This is a genomic window from Halomonas korlensis (assembly GCF_900116705.1).
Classification (GTDB): Bacteria; Pseudomonadota; Gammaproteobacteria; order Pseudomonadales; family Halomonadaceae; genus Halomonas; species Halomonas korlensis.
The window spans coordinates 354,684-370,034 of the sequence record NZ_FPBP01000002.1 but is presented as its reverse complement, the minus strand read 5'-3'; the positions used below and the strand labels follow the sequence as shown (position 1 = coordinate 370,034).

The following is a 15,351-nucleotide window of genomic DNA, read 5'->3' as shown; positions in this document are numbered from 1 at the left end:
TCCCTGACCTTTAGTGGTGGGTATTCGCCGCGCCGTCGTCGAAGCGGTCGAGCAGTTGCCGGATACGTAGGTGCAGACGGGGCGGGGCCTTTACCGTGCCTGCGGCCGCGACCCGGGAGCGTAGCCGCGTTTCGAACTGGGCGCGGGAGAAACAGTCGCGGCATCGTGCCAGGTGATGCTCGATGTCGGCGGCACGGCGTTCATCGAGCTCGCGGTCGAGATACTCGAAGAGCTGCTCGATGACCTCTTCGCAGTCAAGCGGGCGTGCGCTCATGGCCGCTGTCTCCCGGTTCCGTCGCCGTCGGGCCTGACGCCGGCGTCGCCGGCCTGCTCCCAAAGGGTCTTCTGCAGCAGGGCGCGTGCCCGGCTCAGCCGCGAACGCACGGTGCCCAGCGGGATACCCAGCAGATGGGCGGCTTCGGCGTAGGAATAGCCCTGGACCTCCACCAGCACCATCGTAACCCGGAAGGGGTCGGGCAGGGCGTCGATCGCCCGCTGGATGTCCTCCTGGAGCAGCGAGTTGAAGAATTGCTCCTCGAGGCTGCCCCACCAGAGCAGGAAGGGCTGATGCAGCTGCTGGAAGAGGGTGAAGGTGCTGGTGTCGAGCTCGTCCGGTGCCGGGGCATCCCGACTCGTGGGGCGCTGGGGGCGACATTGGCGGCGCCGCCATTCGCTGATGAAGACGTTGTTGAGAATGTGCAGCAGCCAGCCGTCGAAACACTGCGGGTCGCGAAGCTCGCCGAGGCGCGTCCAGGCCTTGCCCACCGCCTCGGCGACGATATCCTCGGCGTCGTCGGGGTCGCGGGTCAGGCGCAGGGCGCAACCGTAGAGCCGGTCCAGCAACGGCGCCAGGCGCTGCTCGAACCATTGCTGGCGAGTCTCGATATCGCGATCTGACATGCCTACCCCCGAGTCGCCCCGATACGCCATTTCGGGTCGCGGCATCGGGGCCTGGACGTCTGGGTGAGCGAGTGGCATGAGTCCCTCTTCAGCTTGGGTCGATGGCCGATGTCTAGCAAGTCGTGCTGGCAAGTCGCGTTGACGAGTCGAGTGTTGTCCGCAAGGACGCACCGACCCCGATTTGGGTTCCCTTGTCTGGCGGCCCGCAAGGCGGGAACAACATTGGCAGGCGCCGCGTCCTTGGAGCACACGGCACCTCGGTGTCGTGATGAAACGACAACAGAGGAGACACGGCTCATGAATACCACGCTACGCTTTCTGACGTTTGCCACGCTGGCCGGGGCGTTGACCGCCGCCACGGGCTTGCAGGCCGAGCCCTATCACGGCGAGGGCCACCTGATCGGCTCCCCGGACGACCTGTCGTGGGGACCGGTGGGCTCCATGGGAGAAGGAGCCGAGATGGCCATCATCGAGGGCGACCTGAGCGAGGAGGCGCCTTTCACGATGCGTCTCAGACTCGAGGATGGCTACGAGATCAAGCCGCATATCCACCCCGCCTACGAGCGCGTTACGGTACTTTCCGGCACCCTGCATTTCGCCCACGGCGAGGAATACGACGAAGATGCCACCCAGGCGTTGTCGGAAGGGGGGTATGCGATCATGGCCCCGGGCGAGCCGATGTTCGGCTACGCCGAGGGCGAGACCGTCTTCCAGCTGCATGGCGAGGGGCCCTGGGGCATCGAGTACATCGATCCCGCCGATGATCCACGCAACTGACGATAGCGTTGGTCACGATGGCGTTGGTCACGCCACCCCTGCCGAGAGGCAAGGATGCGCTACGAAAAGACGCCGAGCGGTCTGGATCGCTCGGCGTCTTCTTCCTTGTCGTTGGCTGAAGGTAATATTCTCGCTAATCCGAAAATTTGCAGGAGTGACGTCATGTGGCAACAGCAGGAACTGGCGCTTGCGCCACGCTCGCGCGGCTTTCATCTGATCACCAGGGACGTAGTTGATGGCCTGCCCTGGCTGCGGGAGGTGACCACGGGCCTGCTGCATCTGCAGCTTCTCCACACCTCGGCCTCGTTGACGGTCAACGAGAATGCCGACCCGAATGTGCGCCATGACCTGGACGCTTTCCTGCGTGAGCGCATCCCCGGTGATTTGCCCTACTTTCGCCATACGCTGGAAGGCCCCGACGACATGCCGGCGCACGTCTGTGCCAGCCTGCTCGGTACCCAGCTGAGCCTGGCGGTTCGCGACGGCGGGCTGGCGCTGGGCACTTGGCAAGGCTTATGGCTCGGCGAGCATCGCGACCATGGCGGCACCCGGCGATTGATGGCCACCCTGCACGGCGAATAGCCTTCAATGGCCTCGTGCCACCAGCCAGTGCCTGGCCAGCCGGGCGGCGTGGTCGAGATGGCGCACAGCGGCGACCCTGCCGCTCTCGCGATAGAGCCCGGCGCGGCGAAGTTTCATCACCATCCGCGCCGGCATGCCGATGAAGATCAACCCCACCTGCTGCGAGCGCAGCTCCTCGACCAGCGACTGCAGGGCGACGATGGCCGTGGCATCGAGGCTTGGTACGTCATGCATGTCAAGCAGCACCACCTTGATCTCGGGGTCGACCACCCGTAGCGACGCGACCGCCTTCTCGGCTGCCCCGAAGAACAGCGGGCCATTGACGGCGTAGAGCGCGACCTCACGTGGCAGCCGGTGGGCGAGGTCACCGTTGAGGGTGTCCAGCCGGCGCGTGTGGGTCAGCTCGGCCATGCGGCGAATGAACAGCGCCGCCGCCAAACCGATCCCGACGGCGACCGCCAGAACCATGTCGAAGATCACCGTGAGCAGAAAGCAGATGACCAGGATGGCCACGTCGCTGAGTGGTGCGCTTTTCAGCGTATGAACGAAATGGCGAGCCTCGCTCATGTTCCAGGCGATCACGAACAGCAGGGCGGCAAGCGCCGCCATGGGCACCAGCCCCAGGATGCCGGCGAGCGCGACCACGGCAAGCAACACTACTAGCGCATGGACCACGGCGGCGATCGGCGTTGCGGCACCGCTGCGGATGTTGGTGGCCGTGCGCGCCAGCGCCGCCGTGGCGGTGATGCCGCCGAAGAAGGGCGCGACGATGTTGCCGAGCCCTTGGCCAACCAACTCGGCGTTGGGGTCGTGGCGAGTGCGCGTCAGGCCATCGGCGACCACCGCGCAGAGCAGCGATTCAATGGCGGCCAGCATGGCAATGGCCAGCGCCGGTCCCAGTAGCTCGCGAATCAGGGCGAAGTTCACCGTCAGCGGTACCCCATCGGGTCCCGGCAAGTGCCAGGGCACGACCAGGCCGGGCGCGAAGGGCGGAATACCGTCGCCGCTCTGGCCCTGGAATTCCCAGCGAAAACGCGAGGCGATGGTATCGACCTCGATGCCCAGCGGCAGGATTGCGAGCGCGACCAGCGTGCCGACCACCAGCCCGGCCAGCGGTGCCGGCACGGGTAGCTTGAGCCGCGGCCAGAAGATCAAGGTGGCCAGGGTCGTCAGACCGATGCCGAGTTCGGCCGGGGCCAGGGTCGGCAGGGCAAGTGCGATTTTACTCACGTTATGCAGGGTGCTGTCGCCCAGTTCGACCCCGGCCAACCCCAGGAAGTCGGGGATTTGCAGCAGGGCGATCACCACCGCGATACCGGCGGTGAAACCCAGCACCACCGGGTAGGGCACGAACTGGATGAGGCTACCGAATCGCGCCAGTCCCAGGGCGACCAGAATCAGCCCCGCCATCAGGGTGGCGATCAGCAGTCCGCCGATGCCGTGGCTGGCGACGATGGGAAAGAGGATCACCACGAAGGCAGCGGTGGGCCCGGAGACATTGAAGCGCGACCCGCCGGTCAGGGCGATGATGGCGCCGGCGATGATGGCGGTATACAGACCGTGCTGGGGCGGCACACCGGTCGCGATGGCCAAGGCCATGGAGAGGGGTACCGCGACGATACCGATGGTCAGCCCGGCCATCAGGTCACGACGAAACTCGGCAAGGCCGTATCCCTCTCGCCAGGCGGTTATCAGGGCATGGCCGGGCAGGGGGAGGCGATAGGTCTGCTGCGGAGCGGGTCGTCGGGACATGATGGTTTCTCGATGGCGCGAGGGCGCTTTACGTTACGCCGGCACGCAGGAGTCTCGCAAATGGGTGTTGTCGCTGTCCTTGCTGGAAAGCGGACTTGCGTATTCTCTTGTCAGAGCTATACCTAATGTAACCGACCGGAAACATGACGATCACCAAGCCGGTACATTGGCTGCAAGAGATGACCGCGATTGTTCGGGATCAAGCATCCCGAGGGACGTTGCGTCCGTCGGGAAACATCTCAAAGAAGCATGCCGGAGTGTCTGATGACTCATTACAAGACGCCTGCCACGCAGCAGGCCGATTCACCCGCCGTATCTACCGGGGCCGCGCCCGCCAGTACCTCGCGCCGCCGCTTTCTGACCGGCTCGGCCGTTGCCGTGGGGGCCGGGGCTGCGGCGGCGGTTGGCTTTCCCAGCATCGCCGTGGCGCAGACCACGACCCTGCGTTTCCAGAGTACCTGGCCCAACCAGGATATCTTTCACGAGTTCGCGGCTGACTATGTGCGTATCGTCAATGATATGTCCGGCGGTCGCCTGCAGCTGAACCTGCTGCCGGCCGGTGCCGTGGTGGGGGCACTGCAGATGCAGGATGCCGTAATCTCCGGCGCCCTGGATGGTGGTCACGGTGTGTCCGCCTACTGGTACGGCAAGCACAAGGCCTTCTCGCTGTTCGGCACCCCACCGCCCTTCGGCTGGGATGCCCACCAGTTCCTCGCCTGGTTCTGGCAGAGCGGCGGTAGAGAGCTCTACAACGAATTGCTCGAGGACATGGAGCTGCCACTGGTCGGATATCTCACCGGGCCCATGCCGACCCAGGCCCTCGGCTGGTTCAAGGAGCCGATTCGTAGCGTCGAGGATATGCAGAATCTCAAGTACCGCACCGTAGGCCTGGCCGCCGATTTGATGCGCGAATTCGGTGCGGCGGTGACTATCATGGGCGGTGGCGACATCGTCCCGGCCATGGATCGCGGCCTGCTCGATGGCGCCGAGTTCAACAACCCCTCCTCGGATCGCCTGTTGGGCTTCCCCGATGTCAGCAAGACCTGGATGTTGCGCAGCTACCATCAGGATTGCGAATCCTTCGAAATCATCCTCAACAAGTCCAAGCACGACAGCCTGCCCGAGGAGTTTCAGGCCATCCTGCAGTATGCCGCCAAGGCAGCCTCGTCGGAGATGTACTGGAAGGCCATGGAGCGCTACCCCAGGGACCTGCAAGCCATGCGCGAGGAGCAGGGAGTCGAGACCTACATCACCCCGGACTCGATCCTTGATGAGCAGCTACAGGCCTGGGACACGGTCATCGAACGTGAGTCCAGCAACGATGCTTTTTTCAAGAAGGTCATCGACAGCCAGCGCAATTACTGCGAGCGAGTAGTGGGCTGGCATCTCGAAGGCAATACGCCCAAGGAACCGGCCTACCGACACTTCTACGGCAAGGCTCCCACCGATACCTCTACCATCCTGTAACCGCCGCTAGCTCCTCGCGGAGCCCGCAGTGTCCAGCCATCCCGGTGCCAGGTCGGCATCGGGCCCGTTCGTGTAGGCATCCTGAATTCCGGAAGGTGGTGCCGCTGCCGATGAGAGTTTGCCATGCGTTTCATCCTCTTTATCGACCATCTGAGTACCTGGGTGGGCAAGGTCTTCGCCTGGGCGATCCTGATATTGACCTTTGTGGTCAGCTATGAGGTCTTCATGCGCTATGTCATGGGCGCCCCGACGGCCTGGGCCTACGACACCAGCTACATGCTCTACGGCACCCTGTTCATGATGAGCGGGGCCTATGCCCTGGCCCACAACGCTCATGTGCGGGCCGACGTGGTATCGCGCTATTTCCCTCCCAGAGTCCAGGCCGGCCTGGATCTGGCGCTTTACCTCTTGTTCTTCTATCCCGGGATCCTGGCCCTGGTCTGGTTTGGCTGGGACTTCTTTGCGCTTTCCTTTCGCCAGAACGAGCACAGCTCCTTCACTCCCGGAGGGCCGCCTATCTATCCGTACAAGTTCGTCATTCCCGCCTGTGCTGCGCTGCTGGCGGTGCAGGGCGTTGCCGAGGTGGGCCGTTGTCTGGTCTGCCTTCGGCAGGGACAGTGGCCCCGCCGACTGGGCGACGTCGAGGAGATCGCGATTCCGTTGAACAAGCAGGACGAGATCGAGGCCGCCGAAACCGATTCAGGGGAGAGGCCTCAATGACCGAACCGCAGATCGGCATCATGATGCTGGGCATGCTGGTCTTCCTGATCATGCTCGGCTTTCCCATCGCCTTCACCCTGATCGCCATGGGGGTCGCCTTCGGCTACTTTGCCATCGGCGACATCATCTTCTCGCTGCTGGTGCAACGCGCCTACGGAGTCATGTCCAATGATGTGCTGATCGCCGTGCCGCTTTTCCTCTTCATGGGCTACATGGTCGAGCGCGCAAGTATCCTTGACCGGTTGTTCTCGAGCCTGCAACTGGCGGCGCGGGGTATGCCGGCCTCCCTGGCGGTGGCCAGCCTGATCACCTGCGCGCTGTTCGCCACCGCCACCGGCATCGTCGGTGCGGTGGTGACCCTGATGGGCCTGCTGGCCCTGCCGGCCATGCTCAATGCCGGCTACGACAAGCGTCTGTCGAGCGGGGTGATCTGTGCCGGGGGATGTCTGGGTATCCTGATACCGCCCAGCATCATGTTGATCCTCTATGGAGCCATGGCCGGTGTCTCGGTGGTGCGCCTGTATGCGGCGGCCCTGCTGCCCGGGCTGCTGCTGGCGGGGCTCTATATTCTCTATGTCATGGGTCGCGCCATCATCAATCCCAAGCTGGCACCAAAGCTCTCGGCAGAGCGGCTCGACGTCCCCCTGGGGCAGGTCTACTGGGGGTTGTTGACCTCCTTCGTGCCGCTGTTCGTGCTAATCATGTCGGTGCTCGGCGCGATCCTGTTCGGCCTGGCCACCCCTCACGAGGCGGCCGGCATCGGGGCACTCGGCGCTATTCTGCTGGCAGCGGCGTATCGGCAGCTGACCTTCGTCCGGCTGCGCGAGGCCGTGTTCCTCACCGCGCGGACCAGCGCCATGGTGTGCTGGCTGTTTGTCGGCTCCTGGATCTTCTCTTCGGTGTTCTCGCTGCTGGATGGCCATTCGTTGATCGAGCACTGGATCAGTGGGCTCTCGCTGAGCCCCTTGCAGTTCCTGCTGCTGGCCCAGCTGATGATCTTCATTCTCGGCTGGCCGCTGGAGTGGACCGAGATCATCATCATCTTCGTGCCGATCTTCCTGCCGCTGTTGCATATGTTCGGCATCGATCCGCTGTTCTTCGGCGTGCTGGTGGCACTCAACATCCAGACTTCCTTCCTCACGCCACCCATGGCGATGTCGGCCTTTTATCTCAAGGGAATCGCGCCCAAGGGAATAGAGCTGGGCGATATCTTTCTGGGGATCATGCCCTTCCTGCTGCTGGTCTTCGTGGCCATGTTCATTCTCTACATAGTGCCGGGCATCGTGTTCTGGCTGCCGGGGGTGCTGTACAACTGACGGAGCATCACACGGGAAGGCCCGACACGAAGGCCGGGCCTTATGAAGCAGCGGATATCAGAGGACCCTATCGTGGCAGGCAGGACGCCTATTCAGTGTCGCCACGCGCATCGTTGCGGTCCTGGTCTTGGCCGTGTTGCTTTCCCTGTTTTCCCTGCTTCCCCGACTTTTTATCCCCCCGGTGGCCGTGGCCGTGCCAGTTGCCACCATCGGGGCGAGCGGCCTGTTTCAGCTCGGCGATCTGTTCGTCGGTCAGTAGTTCGGAAAGCGCTTCATAGTGTGAGTTGCGCACGGTCTGCCAGGCCTCGCGACGCTCCTCGCGGGACTCGAAATCCTGCTCGCGCAGGGCCTGCATGTCGGCGTAGAGCGCTTCGCGAGTCTTGCGCAGGGCCTCGCGATCTTCTTCGCTGAGGTCCCAGCCATCGACGATGGACTCGAAACGCTCTTGCATGGCTGCACGGCGTTCTTCACGCCATTCGTTACGCATGTCGCGACGTGCCGCTTCAAGTGCCGCACGCTGTTCGTCATCGAGTAGCTCGTCCATGCGCTCGCGATGCTCGCGTTGCAGGTCTTTCAGGGCCTGGTAGTGTTCCTGCTGGGCCTGATTGAGCGCCTCGCGGGTAGCCTCATCGATACCGGCACGTTCATAGAGCGCCTGGCGCACTTGCTGATGGTGGGCATGAGGGCGGGCGTGGTTCTCGTCCTTGTTGCTGCTCTCACCTTGCTGACCGGCAAGGGCAGCCAGGGACATGGGAGCAATCGCGACAGCCAGCAGGGCGGGCATCAGCAGCTTACGAGAAAAAGGTATCGTCATGACGGCGTTCCTGTGTGAGGGAGGGATGCGAGGCTGGCCATGGGTCGGCCAGGCCTCGGGTTGACCTTGTTAGTGTCGTCGCCAGCCGTGCACACGTCATGCAGTAACTGTGTAAAGCCAATGCAGGCGTCTTGATTACCTCACCGGTTGGATCGGCGGGTCGTTATTCCTCGGGCTGGTATTTGTAACCCACGCCGTAGACCGAACGGATGATCTCGCGGTCGGGCCAGATATCGGCGACCTTGCGGCGCAGCTTCTTGATATGACTGTCTACCGTGCGTTCGGAAACAATGCGATGGTCGCGGTACATGTGATCCATCAGTTGATCCCGCGAGAATATCCGCCCCGGGGCGTGCATCATCACGCGCAGCAGCTGAAATTCCACCGCGGTAAGCCCGAGATCCTGGCCGTCGGCCAGCGCTCGCCAGCCGTCGTCGTCGAGGATCAGGTCGCTGGCGGCGACACTGGGCTCCTGGGCCGCGCGACTGCGCCGCAGCACCGCCTTGACGCGGGCGACGACTTCCCGCGGGCTGAAGGGCTTGCAGATGTAATCATCGGCCCCGAGCTCGAGGCCCAGCAGACGGTCCACTTCTTCCACGCGTGCGGTGAGCATGATGATGGGAACCCGCGGCCAGCGCTGACGGATTTCCCGGCACAGCGTCAGACCGTCGGTACCGGGCAGCATCAGATCGAGGAGCACCAGGTCGGGCATGGTGCCTTCGTCGGCCTCGGCTAACCAGGGCAGCACCTCGTCACCATGGCCAAGGTGGTGGCTGGCGAAGCGGCTGCCTTCCAGATAGTCGGCCACCAGGCGAGCGATCTTGGGCTCGTCCTCGACGATGAGAATGCGGTCTTGGCGTGTCATGCAGGTCCCTCCAGGGTGCCGGTAGCCGTGAGAGTGGGAAAACGCAGTGTCCAGCATAACCCACCGATGGAGGAAGCCGAGGCGGTCATCCGGCCGCCATGAGCCTTGACCAGCGCCGTGGCGATCGACAAACCCAGGCCGCTGCCCCCGCTGGCACGATTGCGCGAGCCCTCGACCCGGTAGAGCCGATCGGTCAGCCGCGGTAGTTGCTCGTCGGGGACGCCCGGCGCGCTGTCTTCCCAGACGACTTCGACGTAATCGCCACGGTGCGCCAGGCTCACGCGCAGTCGCCCCGGAGGCTGGGTATAGGCGCAGGTATTGTCGATCAGGTTGCTCCACAGCTGGCGCAGACGCTGAAGGTCGCCGCGAATCCAGGCGTCGCCCGCGATCTGGGTGTCGAGCGTGATGCCACTGTCGGCGAGCCAGCCGCAGGCTTCTTCCAGGCGAGCGGTCAGGCTGTCCGCCAGGTTCAACGGTGCGAGCTGCACATCGAGCGCCCCGGCGTCGCTCTGGGAGAGCAACCGCAGGTCAGCGACCAGCCGTTCCAGCTGGCCGACTTCCTGGGCCAGCGAATGCAGATTGTCCTGGTTGAGGTGGCGGATGCCGTCCTGCATTGCCTCGATCTCACCACGCAGCACAGCCAGCGGGGTGCGCAGCTCGTGGGCGATGTCGGACACCCAGCGCGAGCGGGCCGCGCGGCTGGCTTCCAGGGTGGCGGCCAGCACATTGAAGTCCTGGGCGAGGCGCGACAGCTCATCGCGGCCCTTTTCATGCAGGCGGATGCTGTAGTCGCCCTCGGTGAGACGCCGAGTGGCAAGCGCCATGCTGCGCGTGCGTCGGCCCAGCCACCAGGACAGGCCGCCAGCCAGCAGCAGCGAGGCAACGCCCAGCGAGCTGACTATGATCGTCAGGTTACGTTGCTGGCGGGCCAGGAAGATGTGGTCCATGCGCGCCATCAGCTGCTCGGGCGGCCGATAGCCCAGCGTGCCCACCGACTCGCCGGCGTAGTCGATGGACAGCCAGCGCAGCTCGGGCGGGTCCTGCTCCTCGTCCGCCGGGGCCGGCGGCAGGCCAATCACTGGCATGCCGTTGGCGTCGTGCAGCACGAAGTCCTGGGCACGGCCCAGCCGTCGCTCGATGCCCGGTGGTGGCGATGTGTCGCCGGGCCAGAGCTGGCGACGAACCACGCGTTCCCAGTCGTCGGGCGAGTCACGCAGCCACTGCCAGTCGCCACGCTGCGCCCATTCTTCACCGAGCCCCTCGGCCAGGGTCTCGGCACGTTGCGTCTGGGTGGTATCCAGGTAGTCGACGAAACCGCTGTCGAGGCTGCGCGACACGGCGAGAAACACCAGGCCCGAAATGGCCACATTCACTGCCAGGATGATCACGAACAATTTGACGCCCAGACGAGACAGGGCAAGGCGAGGCAGGCGAGGGTGCATCAAGGGCTCCTGAGCGGGATCACGCCGGTCACCGGGTAGGGCGGGATTGGCATGGGACGTCGGCCGAGCATAGCGGGAGGCCATGCCATTATTGCGCATGAAGTGTGCAAGCAGCGTGCAAGCGGCTCTGGCCCCGCGGACTATCAGGTCCAAGGGGTTGCTGGGCTAGAACGATAGAAACAACAGGATCAACGGCGGCGACAGCAGCGAGAGAATGAAGCCGCTGACTACCGCCACGGGCACGCAGGCCACGCCACCATGCTGCTGGATGACCGGCAGGGTGAAATCCATCGATGTGGCTCCGCCATAGCCGATGGCCAGGGCCGCATGACGATGGATTACCAGAGGGATCAACACGAAGGCGATCAGTTCGCGGGCCAGGTCGTTGAAGAAGGCAATGCCGCCCAGCAAGGGACCGAGCTGGTCGCCGATAAGGATGCCGGAAAGCGAGTACCAGCCGAAGCCGGCAGCCATGGCCAGGCCCTCGTTCCAGGCGAGCCCCAGCCATGGGGCGGCAAGCAGACCGCCGACGAGTGAGGTAGCGGCCAGCATTGTGGCGATGGCAAGCCCGTGGCGGTTGAGCAGGATCTGCCTCAGCGGCATGCCGGAATTACGCAGCTGGCAGCCGATCAGGGCCAGCAGGGTATATAGAATCCCTTCGGCCAGGCTATCGGCTAGCGTAAACAGGGTATCGGCAGAGGAGAGATAGCCCGCCAGCAAGGCATTCGCACCGAGACCGACCAGCACCCCGGCCACCACGACGCCGACCAGCGACAGCGACCCGGCCATGGCGGCAAGCTTGCTGGTGGGTGCTCCCTCGACCACCCGCGAGATGCCGCCGCGTAGCGCGAGTCGCCTGGATAGCCACCAGAGACCGGCGAGGTTGAGCGTCGAGATCACCGTTAAGAGAATCAGCGCCTGGCCGCCCATGCGCGCCAGCTCCGTACCCAGGTTCTCGAGTCCGGCCAGGCTGACACCCATCAGCAGCAGGATCAGATAGACCGAGGCATTTACCCCGCGATTGATCAGGGCCATCAGCCCGGGACTTGCCACCGGCACCAGATACCCCAGCATCAGGGGCAATAACACAATCAACAAACCGGACAGCATGTTCTTCCCCGCCTGTGCCTCGCTGGACGAACCGCCTCCCTGGGCGGAAAAAGCGGCTCACTCTAGCCCACTCATGATCCAGACGGAATGGTGCGGGCGATGGCATGCGTCGTAGAGAGGCAGCGGCACAAGCGCTTGGCGGCGTCGAGCACTAGGCTGGTTTACGGCTGTTCAGGCAAGTTCATGGCGATTCAGGCTGGCTCAGCGAAGACAACGACAACCGGCTGCGCCGCTCGCCGTCGCGATGATACTCCATGGTCAGCAGCAGCCCAGGAAATGTTGGATGAAAGCCAAAGACCAAGCGGCGGTCGGGTTCGTCGGGCTCGGTGACCTCTACGGCTATCGCCTCGAAGTCACCGGCAGGCAGGGCCACTTGCCGAGGGCCGAGATGACGCACCCGCAGCGTTTCCTCCTCGCCCTGGTGATTCTGGTAGCGCAGACGACAGTGTGGCTGGCAATCGCCCCGGACGGCCTGCCGCGAGAGCTCGAAGAGTGCCGCTTGTCGATCCGGCAGTGTGGCCAGTTCATCGGAACCGAGTCGATACTCCTTGCCGATACCCAGCAGCGTATAGTCGCTGGCGTAGTCCATCGCGCGGATGCCGTCGGGCTCAACGATGAAGCGGCTGCGCTCGCTGCCCGTGGCCACGGCGATGCTGGTCTGCATCCGGCTCTGCCAGGTGTCGCCTTCGCGGCTCAGGTGGTGCTCGATGGTGGCGTCGGGCCAGCCGCTGACGCTGAGTTGGTAATGGGCGATGAATGGGCGTGTGGGTCCGACATCGCCGGCAGCGATGCTCGAGACGAGCATGGCCAGTACAAGGGCGACGAGCTGGCGCCAGGAAAATCCGAGCATGGTGATCCATTGGTTGCGGGAGCGACAGGGGTGAGAACGCCCAGCCGCCGTCAGGTTCCAGAGTGCACCCTGTTTTACGCTACCCGTTGTGCTAACAGTTGCGCTATCAGCGATCTCAGCTAGGCTTCCGAGTGCCTGGCGCGACGCGCTTGTCGTGCCGGCTTCCCGTCAGCCCTACGAGGAGATTCCCATGGCCAGATTGCTCTTGATTGCCGGTGATTTTGTCGAGGATTACGAGATCATGGTGCCCTACCAGGCTCTACAGGCCTTGGGGCATGGCGTCGATGCGGTATGCCCCGAGAAGCGCGAGGGCGACAGCGTCAAGACGGCCATCCATGACTTCGAGGGCGACCAGACCTATACGGAAAAACCGGGGCACCATTTCACCCTGAATGCGACGTTTTCCGAAACCGATCCCGCCGACTATGACGGCCTGGTAATTCCCGGCGGTCGCGCGCCCGAGTATCTGCGCCTCGACGAGCGAGTGCTGGACATGGTGCGCCACTTCGTCGATCACGAGAAACCGATCGCCGTCATCTGCCATGGCGCCCAACTGCTGGCTGCAGCAGTGTCGCTGGAAGGGTGGCGAGTGTCGGCCTATCCCGCCTGTGAGCCGGACGTGCGGCTGGCCGGCGGCGACTTCGCGGCGATCGGCGTCGACCAGGCCATCACCTCCGGCAAGATGGTGTCCGCCCCGGCGTGGCCGGCCCACCCGGAATGGCTCAAACAGTTCAACGCGCTGCTCGAATGAGTGCCTGGTAGGGTCGGTTGGTCGAACGCCGAGCGGCCCTGCGGGCATGGCACACCGGGCATCGCTTGACGAAACTAGACGACTGGTCTAATTTATAGGGCATGAAGACGCAAGCTACCCGTGACAAGTTGATCAGCGTCGGTGCCGAATTGATCGCCGAACATGGCTTCAATGCTACCGGCATCAATGCGGTATTGAAACGCGCCGAAGTGCCCAAGGGGTCCTTCTATCACTATTTCTCGAGCAAGGAAGATTTTGGCCTGGCCGTGATCGATGCCTTCGCCGAGGAATACGATGCAAGATTGGCGGCAATCTTTACCGATACACGCACCTCGCCACTGGGCAGGTTGCGTCGCTATTTTGCGGTGGGCAAGCAGGACATGCTGTCCTGTGACCATGCGCGAGGTTGCCTGATCGGCAACCTGGGCCAGGAACTCTCGGCGCAGAGCGAGGTGTTCCGGGCACGTCTGGATCAGGTCTTCCGCGCCTGGGAGTGTCGTCTCGTTGGTTGCCTTGACGAGGCACGCGAAGATGGTGAAATCGACGCCATTCTCGATTCACATGCCCAGGCGAGCTTCATCATGGCGGGATGGGAAGGTGCCATACTGCGCGCCAAGACCGTCAAGTCGCTCCAGCCGATGGAGTGTTTCGAAGATATTCTCTTCAGTCGAGTGTTGGCGCCCCAGGCATTGTCTACCCCCTGAGGTCGCCACCCCCAGCTACCCGAGCCCACCTATCGACAGGGATAAAACTGTCAATGGATATTAGTAGACTGGTCTAGACTAAAGCGCCGCTTATGCTTCATCGCAGCGTCAGTTCGTCGCTCTATCGATCGTCAAGCCATTACCAATCGTCAAGGAGACTCCCATGACACGGCATACCGACATCCTGTTCGACCCTTTCTTTCTCGGCGACATGAAGCTCCCCAACCGGGTATTGATGTCCCCGCTGACCCGCTCGCGAGCAACTCAGCCCGGCGACGTGCCCAATGACATGAACGTGGAATACTACCGCCAGCGTGCCGGCGCCGGACTGATCATCGCCGAGGCGACTCAGGTCTCGCCCCAGGGCAAGGGGTACGCCTTCACCCCCGGCATCCATTCCGAGGCGCAGATCGAGGGTTGGCGCCGCGTGACCGATGCGGTGCACGAGGAAGGCGGCCGCATCATCCTGCAACTGTGGCACGTCGGGCGCATCTCGCACCCCGAGCTGCAGCCCAACGGCAATGCGCCGGTGGCGCCCTCGGCCATCAAGCCGGAAGGTGCCAAGACCTACATCAGCGCCGACTCCGGCATGGTCGAAATCCCGACGCCCAGGGCGCTGGCGCTCGAGGAGATGCCCGACATCGTCGCGCAGTTCCGCGAAGGTGCTGCGAACGCCAAGCGCGCTGGCTTCGATGGGGTCGAGGTTCACGCGGCCAACGGTTACCTGCTGGACCAGTTCCTGAAGAGTGGCAGCAATCATCGTGATGACGCCTATGGCGGCTCGCTGGATAATCGCCTGCGCCTGCCGCTGGAGGTGGTCGAGGCGGTGGTGGACGTGTGGGGCGCGGATCGCGTTGGCGTGCGGGTCAGCCCCACCGGTAGCTTCAATGCCATGGAAGATGCCGATCCGGTCGCGACCTTCGGTGCCTTCGCCGGCAGGCTCGACGCCCTGGGTATCGCCTTTATCGAAGTGGTCGAGGATTCCTTCCAGGGCAACCATGCCACGGGTCGCCCGGATACGGTAATCGAGGCCATCCAGAAAGCGTTTACGCGTGCCTACATCGGCAACGGTGCCTACACTGCCGAGGAGGCATGCGAACGTATTGCCGCCGGCAAGACGGATCTTGTGACCTTCGGCCGTCCCTTCATCGCCAATCCCGACCTTTCGGAGCGCTTTCGCCGGGACGCGTCGCTCAACGAGTGGGATGACAGCACCTTCTACGGCGGCGATGAGCGCGGCTACATCGATTATCCGAGTCTCGCCGAACAGCCGGCGTAACATCCGGCTTTCCCGCCCCGGC

General features: G+C 63.7%; 16 protein-coding genes. 8 read left to right on the top strand and 8 right to left on the bottom strand.

The window, feature by feature from the left end:
* Window positions 1-10: 10 nt before the first annotated feature.
* The gene (locus BM341_RS04460; RefSeq protein ID WP_089793298.1) at window positions 11-274 is read right to left on the bottom strand and encodes an anti-sigma factor family protein; all 264 of its coding nucleotides are present in this window, start codon (window positions 272-274) and stop codon (window positions 11-13) included.
* Entirely contained in the window at window positions 271-978 is a 708-nt protein-coding gene (locus BM341_RS04455; protein WP_217646171.1) for an RNA polymerase sigma factor, read from the bottom strand. Before BM341_RS04455 ends, BM341_RS04460 begins: the two co-directional genes overlap by 4 nt.
* 219 nt (window positions 979-1,197) lie before the next feature.
* On the opposite strand from BM341_RS04455, the gene BM341_RS04450 reads away from it, so the two are divergent.
* Window positions 1,198-1,677 carry a cupin domain-containing protein gene (locus BM341_RS04450; RefSeq protein ID WP_089793296.1) on the top strand — a complete coding sequence of 160 codons (480 nt, stop codon included), beginning with the start codon at window positions 1,198-1,200 and terminating at the stop codon, window positions 1,675-1,677.
* Between the two features lie 162 nt (window positions 1,678-1,839).
* Complete coding sequence (locus tag BM341_RS04445) at window positions 1,840-2,259, top strand: secondary thiamine-phosphate synthase enzyme YjbQ (protein WP_089793294.1); 420 nt, start codon at window positions 1,840-1,842, stop codon at window positions 2,257-2,259.
* A gap of 3 nt (window positions 2,260-2,262) precedes the next feature.
* Here BM341_RS04445 and dauA read toward each other — a convergent pair whose 3' ends face one another.
* A complete protein-coding gene (gene dauA / locus BM341_RS04440) occupies window positions 2,263-4,011 on the bottom strand; it encodes a C4-dicarboxylic acid transporter DauA (protein WP_089793292.1) in 1,749 nt (582 codons plus the stop codon).
* Window positions 4,012-4,275: 264 nt separating this feature from the next.
* Between dauA and BM341_RS04435 the strand changes: the two genes are divergently transcribed.
* From BM341_RS04435 to BM341_RS04425, 3 genes are all read left to right on the top strand, one after another.
* Complete coding sequence (locus BM341_RS04435; RefSeq protein ID WP_089793290.1) at window positions 4,276-5,478, top strand: TRAP transporter substrate-binding protein; 1,203 nt, start codon at window positions 4,276-4,278, stop codon at window positions 5,476-5,478.
* Window positions 5,479-5,601: 123 nt separating this feature from the next.
* On the top strand, window positions 5,602-6,198 hold the full coding sequence (locus tag BM341_RS04430; RefSeq protein WP_089793288.1) for a TRAP transporter small permease subunit: 597 nt from the start codon (window positions 5,602-5,604) through the stop codon (window positions 6,196-6,198).
* Window positions 6,195-7,514: a TRAP transporter large permease gene (locus BM341_RS04425; RefSeq protein ID WP_089793286.1), complete on the top strand. Its 1,320-nt coding sequence runs from the start codon at window positions 6,195-6,197 to the stop codon at window positions 7,512-7,514. The genes BM341_RS04430 and BM341_RS04425 overlap by 4 nt, the downstream gene beginning before the upstream one ends.
* Before the next feature lie 88 nt (window positions 7,515-7,602).
* On the opposite strand, the gene BM341_RS04420 is transcribed toward BM341_RS04425, so the two are convergent.
* The 5 genes from BM341_RS04420 to BM341_RS04400 all read right to left on the bottom strand — a co-directional run bounded on the left by BM341_RS04420 (window position 7,603) and on the right by BM341_RS04400 (window position 12,595).
* A complete protein-coding gene (locus BM341_RS04420) occupies window positions 7,603-8,328 on the bottom strand; it encodes a hypothetical protein (protein ID WP_089793284.1) in 726 nt (241 codons plus the stop codon).
* Window positions 8,329-8,491: 163 nt separating this feature from the next.
* On the bottom strand, window positions 8,492-9,193 hold the full coding sequence (locus tag BM341_RS04415; RefSeq protein WP_089793282.1) for a response regulator: 702 nt from the start codon (window positions 9,191-9,193) through the stop codon (window positions 8,492-8,494).
* Window positions 9,190-10,635, bottom strand: coding sequence for an ATP-binding protein (locus BM341_RS04410; RefSeq protein WP_089793280.1), 1,446 nt, complete (start codon window positions 10,633-10,635; stop codon window positions 9,190-9,192). Before BM341_RS04410 ends, BM341_RS04415 begins: the two co-directional genes overlap by 4 nt.
* 165 nt (window positions 10,636-10,800) lie before the next feature.
* Window positions 10,801-11,745: a LysO family transporter gene (locus tag BM341_RS04405; RefSeq protein ID WP_089793278.1), complete on the bottom strand. Its 945-nt coding sequence runs from the start codon at window positions 11,743-11,745 to the stop codon at window positions 10,801-10,803.
* A gap of 181 nt (window positions 11,746-11,926) precedes the next feature.
* On the bottom strand, window positions 11,927-12,595 hold the full coding sequence (locus tag BM341_RS04400; protein ID WP_089793276.1) for a hypothetical protein: 669 nt from the start codon (window positions 12,593-12,595) through the stop codon (window positions 11,927-11,929).
* Window positions 12,596-12,785: 190 nt separating this feature from the next.
* On the opposite strand from BM341_RS04400, the gene BM341_RS04395 reads away from it, so the two are divergent.
* The 3 genes from BM341_RS04395 to BM341_RS04385 all read left to right on the top strand — a co-directional run bounded on the left by BM341_RS04395 (window position 12,786) and on the right by BM341_RS04385 (window position 15,329).
* Complete coding sequence (locus BM341_RS04395) at window positions 12,786-13,346, top strand: DJ-1/PfpI family protein (RefSeq protein ID WP_089793274.1); 561 nt, start codon at window positions 12,786-12,788, stop codon at window positions 13,344-13,346.
* 101 nt (window positions 13,347-13,447) lie between these two features.
* The gene (locus tag BM341_RS04390) at window positions 13,448-14,050 is read left to right on the top strand and encodes a TetR/AcrR family transcriptional regulator (RefSeq protein WP_089793272.1); all 603 of its coding nucleotides are present in this window, start codon (window positions 13,448-13,450) and stop codon (window positions 14,048-14,050) included.
* A gap of 163 nt (window positions 14,051-14,213) precedes the next feature.
* Window positions 14,214-15,329: an alkene reductase gene (locus BM341_RS04385; RefSeq protein WP_089793270.1), complete on the top strand. Its 1,116-nt coding sequence runs from the start codon at window positions 14,214-14,216 to the stop codon at window positions 15,327-15,329.
* Window positions 15,330-15,351: the final 22 nt, after the last annotated feature.

What these genes read in the sequence shown, in the direction of transcription:
- BM341_RS04405 (WP_089793278.1), bottom strand. Translation starts at nt 11,745, where the DNA reads ATGCTGTCCGGTTTGTTGATTGTGTTATTGCCCCTGATGCTGGGGTAT.
- BM341_RS04400 (WP_089793276.1), bottom strand. Translation starts at nt 12,595, where the DNA reads ATGCTCGGATTTTCCTGGCGCCAGCTCGTCGCCCTTGTACTGGCCATG.
- BM341_RS04450 (WP_089793296.1), top strand. Translation starts at nt 1,198, where the DNA reads ATGAATACCACGCTACGCTTTCTGACGTTTGCCACGCTGGCCGGGGCG.
- BM341_RS04425 (WP_089793286.1), top strand. Translation starts at nt 6,195, where the DNA reads ATGACCGAACCGCAGATCGGCATCATGATGCTGGGCATGCTGGTCTTC.
- BM341_RS04435 (WP_089793290.1), top strand. Translation starts at nt 4,276, where the DNA reads ATGACTCATTACAAGACGCCTGCCACGCAGCAGGCCGATTCACCCGCC.
- BM341_RS04420 (WP_089793284.1), bottom strand. Translation starts at nt 8,328, where the DNA reads ATGACGATACCTTTTTCTCGTAAGCTGCTGATGCCCGCCCTGCTGGCT.
- BM341_RS04395 (WP_089793274.1), top strand. Translation starts at nt 12,786, where the DNA reads ATGGCCAGATTGCTCTTGATTGCCGGTGATTTTGTCGAGGATTACGAG.
- BM341_RS04410 (WP_089793280.1), bottom strand. Translation starts at nt 10,635, where the DNA reads ATGCACCCTCGCCTGCCTCGCCTTGCCCTGTCTCGTCTGGGCGTCAAA.
- BM341_RS04445 (WP_089793294.1), top strand. Translation starts at nt 1,840, where the DNA reads ATGTGGCAACAGCAGGAACTGGCGCTTGCGCCACGCTCGCGCGGCTTT.
- BM341_RS04390 (WP_089793272.1), top strand. Translation starts at nt 13,448, where the DNA reads ATGAAGACGCAAGCTACCCGTGACAAGTTGATCAGCGTCGGTGCCGAA.
- BM341_RS04455 (WP_217646171.1), bottom strand. Translation starts at nt 978, where the DNA reads ATGCCACTCGCTCACCCAGACGTCCAGGCCCCGATGCCGCGACCCGAA.
- dauA (WP_089793292.1), bottom strand. Translation starts at nt 4,011, where the DNA reads ATGTCCCGACGACCCGCTCCGCAGCAGACCTATCGCCTCCCCCTGCCC.
- BM341_RS04385 (WP_089793270.1), top strand. Translation starts at nt 14,214, where the DNA reads ATGACACGGCATACCGACATCCTGTTCGACCCTTTCTTTCTCGGCGAC.
- BM341_RS04460 (WP_089793298.1), bottom strand. Translation starts at nt 274, where the DNA reads ATGAGCGCACGCCCGCTTGACTGCGAAGAGGTCATCGAGCAGCTCTTC.
- BM341_RS04430 (WP_089793288.1), top strand. Translation starts at nt 5,602, where the DNA reads ATGCGTTTCATCCTCTTTATCGACCATCTGAGTACCTGGGTGGGCAAG.
- BM341_RS04415 (WP_089793282.1), bottom strand. Translation starts at nt 9,193, where the DNA reads ATGACACGCCAAGACCGCATTCTCATCGTCGAGGACGAGCCCAAGATC.